The sequence below is a fragment of the Nonomuraea turkmeniaca genome, from assembly GCF_005889735.1.
In the GTDB taxonomy this organism is placed as follows: Bacteria; Actinomycetota; Actinomycetes; order Streptosporangiales; family Streptosporangiaceae; genus Nonomuraea; species Nonomuraea turkmeniaca.
This window is the reverse complement of record NZ_VCKY01000311.1, coordinates 1-10,730: the sequence shown is the minus strand read 5'-3', so window position 1 is coordinate 10,730 and position 10,730 is coordinate 1. Positions and strand designations below refer to the sequence as shown.

The following is a 10,730-nucleotide window of genomic DNA, read 5'->3' as shown; positions in this document are numbered from 1 at the left end:
ACGACAACGTCACCAAGACCACCGCCCCCAACGGCGCCGTCGCCGCCGCCGCCTACGACAAGGCCGACCAGCTGGTCGAGTCGATCCTGCCCAAGGACACCACCACCGGGCCGGAACGCAAGGCCACCCTCGCCTGGGACCTGGCCGGCAACCTGAAAACCCAGACCGAGCCCAAGGGCAACCTGCCGGGCGCGAATGCGGCCGAGTACACCACCACCTACACCTACGACCCGATCTACCAGCTGACCGATGTCCTCAACGCCGACCAGCACAAGCTCACCTACCGCTACGACAACGTCGGCAACGTCACCACGGTCATCGACCCGCGCAAGAACGCCACCACCGCGGACGACTACACCGCCTTCTACACCTACGACCTCAACCACCAAGTGAAGAAGGTCAAGGACGCGGCCGGGTTCGAGACGTCCACCGAGTACGACCTGGACGGCCTGGTCGTCGGCCAGACCGACCAGGACAACAACAAGACGATCACCACCTACAACGCGCGCGGCGACGTGATCGAGACGAAGGTGCCGCATTCGGAGACCGGCGGCGTCATCAAGTACGTCACCACTCAGTTCGCCTATGACGAGGTCGGCAACAAGACCAAGGTCATCACCCCGCGCGGCGTGGAGACCACCGACGACCCGGGCGACTTCATCGCCGAAACCGTCTACGACAAGCTGAACCGGCCGTCCGAGGAGATCTACCCGTACGACCGGTCCGACCCGGTCTACAACACCCCCGACAAGGTCCTCTATACCTACGACCCGGTCTCCCGGCTGAAGACGATCTCCCACCCGCCCTCGCACGGCCAGACCATCCGCAACATCTCGACGATGACCTACTGGGACAACGGCTGGTCCAAGACCACCACTGACCCGTGGGACATCAAGACCACCTACGACTACAACGAGCTCGGCCTGCAGAAGAACCGCACCGTCACCAGCGCGGGCGGCTCCTCCCAGCGGACCCTGGACTGGACGTACTACCCCGACGGCAAACTCAAGACCCACTCCGACGACGGCGTCCCCCTCGGCCTCGACGTCGTCATGAACGACAACTCCGACACCGGCCAGATAACCACCACCGGCACCTGGACATCGGGTTCGGGCGGCAGTTCGGCCTCGAACATCGTCGGCCCGCAATCCACGGCGACCGGGTTCGTCGGCTACGACTACGCGACCGCTCCGGCCGGCACCGGCCAGTCGTCGTTCACCTGGAACCTCACCACACCCTCCGACGGCACGTACAAGGTGCAGGTGCAGTACCCGACGGGTGCGACGGCCACGAACGCCAAGTACACGGTCAAGCACCAGGGTGGCGAGGCCAACGTCACCGTCGACCAAACCCAGAATGCCGGCACCTGGGTGGAGATGGGCAGCTACACCTTCACCACTGGCACCGCACACAGCGTCACCCTCACCGACGCCGCCAACGGCGCGGTGGCGGCCGACGCCGTCAAGCTGGTCCGTGACAACACCGGCGAGAGCGACGCAGAGAAGAAGGACTTCACCTACACCTACGACCCCAACGCCAACCTCACCAAGATCGAGGACAAGTCCCCAACCGCCAAGATCGACGTGTGGGACATCACCTACACCAACCTCAACCAGATCGACACCATCAAGGAGTTCCTCGACGACGCGCTGAAGAACACCACCAGCTACGCCTACAACGAAAACAGTGCCGTCACCGTCCGCACTCACGACAAGACGGTGGCCACCTACGGCTACGACGTCCGCGACATGGTGAACGAGGTCGTCAATAAGAAGAGCGCTTCGGACACGGCGCCGAAGACCACCCGCTACACCTACACCCCCCGTGCGGAACGCCAGAGCGAGACCAAGGCCAACGGCAACACCGTCACCTACGACTACTTCCTGTCAAGAGTGCTACGCCACTCGATCGAGAAGAAGCCCAACGCCACGGTCGTGGCCGAGCACACGATCGGCTACCAGGGCAACCTGCACCGCTCAAGCGACCACGCCAAGATCCAAAACGCCGACAACCCCGGCGCCTACCTAGACCACACCTACGCCTACACCTACGACCCCCGCGACCGCATCGCCAAAACCGTCAAAACCCCGACCGGCGGCGGCACGGCCGAGACAGAGACCTACTCCCACGACCCCAACAGCAACGTCTGGGAACAGGAGGTCCTCGGCAAGAAGACCACCTTCGTCCACGACCGCAACCGGCTGATGACCTCCGTCAGCGACGGATCCACCAGCACCTACACCTACGACCCCTACGGCCGGCTGCGCACCATCCAGGGCGGTGGCAAGACCCGGGAGAAGTACACCTACGACGGCTTCGACCACGTCGCCCGGCACGAAAAGCTCGGCGCCGATGGCACCACCAACACCGTCACGACCTACACCTACGACCCGCTTGACAGGACGTCGTCCAAGACCGAAAAGGAAGGCACCGCCACTGCGAAGACCACCACGTACGCCTACCTAGGCCTCTCCGTCGAAGTCCTGGACGAAGAGGTGGCCGGCAAGCTCACCAAGTCGTTCCAGTACAGCCCTTGGGGCGAGCGTCTATCCCAACTCAAGGTGAAGACCGATGGGTCGGATGAGTCGTCCTACTACGGCTACAACCCGCACACCGACGTCGAGCAGATCACGAGCGAGTCGGGCGACACCAGGGCCACCTACGGCTACACCGCCTACGGCAAGAACGACGACAAACTCTTCACCGGCGTCGATAAGCCCGACCCCATCGACCCCACCACCAAGGAGGAGTACAACCCCTACCGCTTCAACGCCAAGCGCTGGGACAACTCCACCGGCATGTACGACATGGGGTTCCGCGACTACAACCCAGGCCTCAACCGCTTCCTCAACCTCGACACCTACAACGGCGCCCTCGATGACCTCTCCCTCGGCCTCGACCCCTGGACCAGCAACCGCTACGCCTTCACCGGCGGCAACCCCATCACCAACATCGAGCTCGACGGCCATGAGCCACGGCCGTGGCACAATCCGAAATACGACGGATCCCAATGCGCTGGAAATTATGGAAAAGAATGTGACCCGGCCGGGACCAAGCGGCGCAACACCAACGTTAACCTACCAACGGCAGACGACCCCAACACCATAAAGAAGATCAATGAGGGATCCTTCGGGGACAAGATATGGGGGATCTACTATTCGCTGGCAGATCAAGGCGCCTTCGTTGATCCGTGTGCGCTAGGAATCAACCAGGATTGGTTGACATGCTGGGATGACACCCATCCTGAAGGCGACAAGAGCTCCGTCGCCTTTTGGGAGGGTTACACCGGCGGCAAAGGGCCCCGGACGGCAGATGAACCGGAAATAGCAACGGGTACTCCGCTGTGGCCCGGGGGATTTCGAGCTCAGCGAGGGAACGCCACGAACTTTACGGCAATCGGCGACAAGATGGGAGATTTTGCTACTCTGGTACGCAACAGGGCGGGCTATCACGATGTCATTATCCATGGCAGTCCGACGCGATTCGCGCCAAGCGCAAACGGGCCAACCATAGATCATAGACTCCTGGCGAGACTCATAAAGAACAGCCCTACATACAAGGGCGGACCTGTCAGGTTGATATCCTGCAAGACCGGTGCTTGCAATGCATCAGCCGCTCAGAACCTCGCCAACAAACTGGGCGTGAAGGTGCTTGCGCCGACAGACACACTGTGGGTCTTCCCGAATGGCCGTATGGTAGTCGGACCAACGTGGTCGAAGCCCAGCGGTACCTGGCGCGTATTCAAACCAGGTCAGCGATAGTCGGTTAGGTGATCGTCTTAACAACCCTACGCGTCGGCGGAGCTTCTCCCGGCTCCGTCGACGCCTTGATCGCTTTACTTAACACTATGGCTACGCTATAGTATGAGTGTTCGATGTACACAATCCGCACGTGAGGAATGATGATCAAACAAGCAGGATTTTTTCGGGAACTCGAACACGGCGACCCTAGCGGACCAAGCATTCACATGTCACTAGGAAATCTGGCGGGAGAAGTCAACGAAATTGTTGACTATCTAAGCGATGCCCCCATCCTTGCCGCCACGGGTACGACCGTAAAAGATATCCTTGGCGAACGCGGTGCCATCATCGGAATTATAAATATACAAACCGACGGCGAATGGGCATGGCCAAGCGATCTAGCTTATTATGTTGAGAAATACAGAGTTGGCATCCCGGACGAGCTTGGAAAGCGTATTGCGCATCTCCATAGCCCGCCTCGGCTATCAGTAGAAGAACTCACCGCGCTCGCTGATACTTTCTTTGAAAGCATGATCGAATACAATAGTCAAGAGTGAAGTATGCTAATCCAGCGCGCCTACGCAGGGTGAATTCGTAGAGTCGCAGAGTGTGACTACCCGTCGTTCTTGGTGTACGACAGGGACATGCGGTATGGACAGAGGGGCGGGTACACGCCCGCTGAGCAGGAGCGGCGGGAGCGGTTACGTCTCCATGCGGTGAGCGGTTCGAGGCTGGGGAGTTCACCCGTGACATTGCTCGGGATCTGCGGGTGAGTGAGCGGTCGGTGGGACGCTGGCGGGCAGCCTGGCTACAGGGCGGCATCGAGGTGCTGCGGTCGAAGGGGCCGGTCTCGCGGGAGAAGCCGACCGACGCGCAGTGGGAGCGGCTGGAAGCCGAACTGGAGCGGGGGCCGTTGGCGCACGGGTTCGCCGAGGACCAGCGCTGGACCCTGTCGCGGGTCAAGACGTTGATCGGCCAGCTGTTCCACCTCGGGTACACCATCGAGGGCGTCGGCAAACTGCTGCACCGGCACGGCTGGTCGGTGCAGGTGCCGCTCCAGCGCGCCCTGGAGGGGTGACGAGGCCGCGATCGCCACCTGGAAGAAGGAGGTGTGGCCGGTCGTAAAGCCACTGCGGCGGACCTGGGCGCCTATATCTGCTTCGAAGACGAGGCAGGTCAGGAGCTGAGGCCGCCGAAAGGACGTACCTGGGCACCCCGAAGTACCCGCCCGACGATGACCGTGCGAGGCAAACGGGTCGGCCGGGTCAACATGGCCGGCGTGCTGTGCTTCCGGCCCGGCGAGCGGCCCCACCTGTTCTACAAACTGCTCATCTATCACGGCCGCAGGCACGAGCCCAAAGCTTCCCCTGGATCGACTACCGCGCCTTCATCGTGGCCACACACCTGCAGCTCGATGCGCCGCTGGTCTGGTGCTGGGACAACCTCAACATCCACCTGGCCGCCGACCTGGCGAACTTCGCCGAGCAGAACAAGGACTGGTTGCGCATCTTGCAATTCCCCACCTATGCCATGGGCCAGACCCGTACTGGCGGGTCGTGGACACGCACGGAGACATAGGAGGAATAATTCAATGACCGGCGAACAGGAACCCGAGTTCCGTCGCTGGATCCGCAATGTCCTCAGCCAGTTGAGCTGGGACGCCGACCGGCAGCTGGAGCATGTGCGAAGTCTGAAGGTCGACGTGGACGAACTGGCTCTGGAATTTGACGATGCACTGCATCTGGCTCAGGCAAAGGTGCACGAAGGCCTGCTGAGCCAGGAGGCATACCAAGCGCTCCTGCCGGTCGACGCCAAGCTGAGTCACATGACCGAGCATGGTGCCGAGCTCTGGACTGGAGAGGCGGTCGCAACGGCTCCTGCCTGGGAAGAGCTGCGGACCATCGCACGTCAGGCCCACCTGGATTTCGACTGGAAGTCCGCTGGCTGACGCTTGCAGGGCCTGGAGGCAGGAGCCGCCTCCAGGCCCACGCGCATGCGCCTAGCGATCTTTGGTCGCGGGTCCCAGCTCCGGCTTTGATGGCAGCGATCGTCGGGATCAGGCTTCACACGTACCTTGGGAACGTCTTCAATGCGCAGTCGCTCGATCGCACCAGCAAGACCGAGAAGGAAGGCACCGCCAACGCCAAGACCACCACATACTCCTACCTCGGCCTCTCCGCAGAGGTTCTGGACGAAGAGGTGGCCGGCAAGCTCACCAAGCCGTTCCAGTACAGTCCTTGGGGCGGGTGACCGGTGTCTCTGGCGGAGTAAGCCGCGGCGAGAGGGAGCTCGAAGCCCTCAGCTTCCTGCCCATCGTCGGCACACCGGCCGACATCGCCCTCATGATCAAGCACCTGTCGGAGGGAGACACCGAAGGCGCGGTATGGGACTTGGTCGGGCTCGTGCCCCTCGGCGGGGATTCGGGGAAGTTCCTCGGAACGCTGGTGCGCCGCTGTAACAGCTTCACCCCTGACGCCGAAGTCCTGATGGCCGATGGCACGACGAAACCGATCTCCGAGGTACGGGTCGGCGATGAGGTGCTGGCCACGGACCCGGAGACGGGAGAATCCCAGGCCAGGCCCGTTCTGGCGGTGTTCGCCGGCGAAAGCGAGAGGAATCTGGCCCAGGTCACTGTTACCGATAGGCGTCGGATCGAGGCCGGCGACTCCGGCGAGGTAATCGTGGCCACCGATGAGCATCCGTTCTGGGTGGAAAAACTCGACCGATGGATGTTCGCGACCGACCTCAAGCCCTGCATGTGGCTGCGGACCTCTTCGGGCACCTACGTACAGGTCACTGCGGTCAAGCGGTGGACTGCTATCCAGCAGGTTCACAACCTGACAGTGGCCGACATCCACACGTACTATGCTGTGGCCGGTGACACGCCGGTCCTGGTGCACAACCGCAATTGTGGACCCGTCTCCAATAGTAAGCCCGACGCCTGCCCATCGAACAAATGGAAGCAGCCCTCGCGGGCGTATCCCGGATCACTGCAGGTTCACCGGAGTTCTTGCGTGCGACGTCCGGAGGCGAACCTTCCTATGGACCGTGGGAGAGAATGGTCAGTTTAGCATCGTCCCCGCCGGTCCCGGCATTCATCACACCATCGCCTCAGGCGACGAGAAGGTAACGGCCGCCGGCCAGATCACGTTCAACAGCCAGGGCGCGGTGACGATGTTCGACAATTTCACCGGTCACTACACGCCATGCACCGAGTGTGCGGCCACGTTCATCCAGCGAGGCGTCGATGCGTTCGGCCTGGCCGGGATCAGGATCCCGCGGCGAGTAATCACAGACTACGGTGGGAAGGCACCGTAGATGGCCGCACAAGCCGGACTTCCAGAACTCCGAAGTGTTCCGCTCGCTGATCTGCCCGAGTGGGTCGGTTCTCGCTTCCCGGAAGGAGCCCCACCACAGTGGTGGCTCTCGGTATTCGAATCGATCGAGATCGGCGTGAGCCCTTTTCAGAAGGTCGCGCCTGATCAGCGAAAAGAAGACTTCGAGCTCGGTGCGACGGCGGTGACAGTTGCCGTAGACCGCGGGGACATCAGTCCGTCGCTCGGCGCGTACTGGCTTCTCAGGCTCGCGGCCATGGCACTTCGCATCAATCCACCCGTCAACAAGCTCCCGGAGGTCCTCACACCCGATGGATCTGCCGAATGGGCTCTTGAGCACCTGTCACTTTCAAGAGAACAGGCGGTTGCAGATGCTCGTGGAAGGAGGGCCGAGTACGACGCCGCGGACGATGACTTCTACGCACCCGTCGGGGTCGAGTCCCAGCCGGCCGACTTCCAGCCGGATCACCAGTTTTCCGCCTTGCATGAGGTGGAAATGATTCTGGGCGCCCTGCCATGGGTTTCCAGCAAGGTGACCGATCCGCGGATCAGCGCCGAGGTACAGGAATGGCTCGACACTCGCGCATTGCTGTAGAAGAGCCCGCTCGAACGGTGTCCGACCCGCCCGGATGCTGACCGAACGACCGAAGGGCGCCCAGCGGCACTGGGTGCCCTTCACCTTGCCCGCTTGCAGATATGTCCGCCGCCAAGCCGGCCTGGCCTGGGTGATGGCGGTACGCGCCTGCCACGGCGCCTGGGCCTACGCCTGAGGCGCACACCCCCAAGGACACCGCCCGCGACAGCCCGCACCCACCGCCGACCCGGCCGAACTCGTCCTTCTGACGGCTGCGAGGCCTGATCGTCTCGCCGAGAGGTCGGCGAACGCAGGGTCAGATCGGCTCGCAGACGCAGACCTGGCGGGTGTTGGTGGCGTCAGGTCGCCGCCTGGAGGTCGCCGTCACGGCGCAGCAGGCGGAAGCTGTTGGCCGCGAGCAGCAAGGGCAGGAACTGCGTGCGTTCGTCCGGTGGGCGGGTGAGCTCGTGCAGGTCGGGTTGAAGATGTCCAAGGCCAGCACGCCTCCGGGCCACAGATGCCGGGCGGCCGAGGCGAAGAAGCCGCGGTAGTCGTCCGCGTCGATGAGGTGCAGCAGCGAACTCGGTCCGCCCCGACCAGCCGGCACCAGGCAAGGCCCACGGCAGCAAGCAGACAGTGCGGTGATCCACACCGACGCTCCACGCCCTGACGGGACCGGATGACTCGGGGGCAACACGGTTTCCCGCGTCGGCTACCGGGGCGATGCAGCTCGCTCGCCTGCACCGTGACCGTGCTCAAGCCATTGCGGTGCTGGTCCGCGTAGTCGAGCTCGGCGTTGACCACGTCGACACCGCCAGTTCTACGGCGACGGCTACGTCAACGATGTGATCCGTGAGGCGCTGCGCCCCGAGGACGGCGTGGTGGTTGTCAGCCAGGTCCGCACTGACCCCGACCTGGGCGGTCATCCTCCCTGCTGCCGTGCTGGCTGGAGCTCCTGTGCGCGGAGTGCCGTCGCTGTGGAAGGCCATGCTTTTGGCGTGGTACGCTCCCAAGCGAGCGCTTGGTTCACCTCCAGAGGGGCCGCCGCATGAAGTTCTCGACCTTCCACCTCTTCCACCGTTTCGACGGCCACAGCTTCAAGGACGTCTACGACTACCACCTGGAGCTCATCGAGCTGGCCGAGGAACTGCGGTTCGACGGGGTGCGGCTGGCCGAGCACCACTTCCGCGACTACGGGGTCGTCCCCAACCTGTTCACCATGCTCGCCCACGCCGCCGCCCGCACCGAGCGCATCAGGCTGGGCACGGGCATCGTGGTGTTGCCGCTGCACAATCCGATTCACGTGGCCGAGGAGGCGGCGCAGGTCGACGTGCTGTCCGGGGGGCGGCTCGATCTGGGCATCGGGCGGGGATATCAGAGTTTCGAGTTCGAGGGGTTCGGGATCGATCTGGCGGAGGCGCGGGACCGGTTCAACGAGGCTCTGGAGGTGATCGTCGGGCTCTGGACGCAGGAGGCGTACCAGCACGAGGGGAAGTTCTACAAGACGGGGGCCGAGGTCTCTCTCGTCCCGCGGCCCTTGCAGACCCCGCACCCGCCGCTGCACGTGGCGGCCGTCTCCCCCGAGACCGTGACCATGTACGCCGAGCGCGGCCTGCCCATTCTGGCCGACCCCGCGGCCACGTTCAGGAAGGTCGTGAAGGCGGCAGAGACCTGGCGGGAGACGGCCGCGCAGGCCGGGCATCCGGACGGCGCCGAGCTGGTGGTGGCGCGCAGCGTGTACGTCGCCCCGACGCTGGAGCAGGCCCGCGAGGACCAGGCGCGGTTCGAGGCGTCGTTCGACCGCTCGCGCATCTTCAACGAGAAGAGCGCCCCCATCGACCCCAAGACGGGACAGGCCGCCCAAGGGTTCGAGTTCTACCAGACCCGCTACCTCAAGGGCGGCACCGTATCGACCGACTTCCGGTGGGAGCAGCTGGATGTCATCGGAGATCCGGCCCGGGTCATCGAACAGATCTCGCTGCTCAGAGACGCCGGCTTCTCGAACCTCTTGTGCGACTTCGGCAGCACGCGGCCGATGCCACTGGAGGAGATGAAGCAGATCATGCGCTTCTTCGCGGCCGAAGTCATGCCGGCCTTCGCTGACGAGCCCGTTGACGATCCCTCTGGAGGCTGAAGATGATGCACAGCCTGTCCCTCTCAGACGTTCTCGCCGAGCACGCCCGCAGCCGTCCCCAGGTCACGGCCGTGGTGGACGGGGAGGTGCGGCTCACATACCCGGAGCTGGACACCCGGGTGACCCGGCTGGCCTCCGCCCTGGCCGGCCTGGGGGTCTCCGCGGGTGACCGGGTGCTCTGGCTCGGGCAGAACGCGCACGCCGTGCTGGAGCTGCTCCTCACCTGCTCCCGGCTGGGTGCGATCTTCTGCCCGGCCAACTGGCGGCAGTCGGAGGACGAGCTGCGGTTCATCGTGGGTGATCTGACCCCGGCGGTGGTCATCTGGGAGCCGTCCGACACCACCCGGTCCCTGCATGCCGACCCTGGCGCATCGCGGCCGGCGGTCTGGGTGCAGGCGGGTGAGGACTACGAGGAGCTGGTGGCCGGCGGGTCCATCCGGGATTTTCCGGAGGTGGCCGACACCGAGCCGACCCTCGCCCTCTACACCGCCGCCTTCGACGGGCGGCCCAACGCGGCCCTGCAGAGCAGCGCCGCGCTGATAGCCCACAGTGCCTCGCTGCTCGTCGTCCGGCAGATGGAGCCGGGCTTCACCTTCCTCAACAACGGGCCGCTCTTCCACGTCGGCACGATGATGTTCTGCCTGGCCACCCTGCAGATCGGCGGCACCAACGTCTTCACACCCGCCTTCGACGCGGAGGAGGTCTGCCGGCTGATCGACGCGGAGCGGGTGACGCAGGCGTTCCTGTTCGGGCAGATGATCGACGCGGTGGTGAAGGCGAACGCGGGCGGCAAGTACGATCTGTCGTCGCTCAGGTTCGTCTCCCACTCGGCCGAGTGGGACGAGATGATCACGGTGGACGACTCGCCGTGGTGCCGCTCCAAGATGGGCGGGTACGGGCAGACCGAGGTGGGCGGCATGCTCACCTTCCTCGGGCTCGCGGAGGGT

Annotated in this window: 13 protein-coding genes; all 13 read left to right on the top strand. The window is 63.9% G+C overall.

Annotated elements, in window-relative coordinates; all coding sequences use genetic code 11:
• Window positions 1-3,761 (top strand): golvesin C-terminal-like domain-containing protein (locus tag ETD86_RS48775; RefSeq protein WP_211370799.1); only part of this gene is annotated, 3,761 nt, incomplete at its 5' end.
• A 137-nt stretch (window positions 3,762-3,898) separates the two neighbouring features.
• Window positions 3,899-4,297: a hypothetical protein gene (locus tag ETD86_RS48770; protein WP_138673436.1), complete on the top strand. Its 399-nt coding sequence runs from the start codon at window positions 3,899-3,901 to the stop codon at window positions 4,295-4,297.
• A gap of 194 nt (window positions 4,298-4,491) precedes the next feature.
• A complete protein-coding gene (locus ETD86_RS57630; RefSeq protein ID WP_281287096.1) occupies window positions 4,492-4,818 on the top strand; it encodes a winged helix-turn-helix domain-containing protein in 327 nt (108 codons plus the stop codon).
• A 314-nt stretch (window positions 4,819-5,132) separates the two neighbouring features.
• Window positions 5,133-5,318 carry a hypothetical protein gene (locus ETD86_RS48760; protein WP_138673435.1) on the top strand — a complete coding sequence of 62 codons (186 nt, stop codon included), beginning with the start codon at window positions 5,133-5,135 and terminating at the stop codon, window positions 5,316-5,318.
• Window positions 5,319-5,331: 13 nt separating this feature from the next.
• The gene (locus tag ETD86_RS48755; RefSeq protein WP_138673434.1) at window positions 5,332-5,688 is read left to right on the top strand and encodes a hypothetical protein; all 357 of its coding nucleotides are present in this window, start codon (window positions 5,332-5,334) and stop codon (window positions 5,686-5,688) included.
• Window positions 5,689-5,777: 89 nt separating this feature from the next.
• Complete coding sequence (locus tag ETD86_RS48750; RefSeq protein ID WP_138673433.1) at window positions 5,778-5,990, top strand: hypothetical protein; 213 nt, start codon at window positions 5,778-5,780, stop codon at window positions 5,988-5,990.
• The gene (locus ETD86_RS48745; RefSeq protein ID WP_246149416.1) at window positions 5,987-6,811 is read left to right on the top strand and encodes a polymorphic toxin-type HINT domain-containing protein; all 825 of its coding nucleotides are present in this window, start codon (window positions 5,987-5,989) and stop codon (window positions 6,809-6,811) included. The genes ETD86_RS48750 and ETD86_RS48745 overlap by 4 nt, the downstream gene beginning before the upstream one ends.
• Window positions 6,789-7,058 carry a hypothetical protein gene (locus tag ETD86_RS48740; protein ID WP_138673432.1) on the top strand — a complete coding sequence of 90 codons (270 nt, stop codon included), beginning with the start codon at window positions 6,789-6,791 and terminating at the stop codon, window positions 7,056-7,058. Before ETD86_RS48745 ends, ETD86_RS48740 begins: the two co-directional genes overlap by 23 nt.
• Entirely contained in the window at window positions 7,059-7,670 is a 612-nt protein-coding gene (locus ETD86_RS48735; protein ID WP_138673431.1) for a hypothetical protein, read from the top strand.
• A 34-nt stretch (window positions 7,671-7,704) separates the two neighbouring features.
• Window positions 7,705-7,845 carry a hypothetical protein gene (locus ETD86_RS56240; RefSeq protein WP_170223700.1) on the top strand — a complete coding sequence of 47 codons (141 nt, stop codon included), beginning with the start codon at window positions 7,705-7,707 and terminating at the stop codon, window positions 7,843-7,845.
• Window positions 7,846-7,996: 151 nt separating this feature from the next.
• Entirely contained in the window at window positions 7,997-8,200 is a 204-nt protein-coding gene (locus ETD86_RS48730; protein ID WP_138673430.1) for a hypothetical protein, read from the top strand.
• Between the two features lie 497 nt (window positions 8,201-8,697).
• A complete protein-coding gene (locus ETD86_RS48720) occupies window positions 8,698-9,783 on the top strand; it encodes an LLM class flavin-dependent oxidoreductase (RefSeq protein WP_138673429.1) in 1,086 nt (361 codons plus the stop codon).
• Between the two features lie 2 nt (window positions 9,784-9,785).
• The coding region (locus ETD86_RS48715; protein WP_138673428.1) for an AMP-binding protein at window positions 9,786-10,730 on the top strand (945 nt) is incomplete at its 3' end.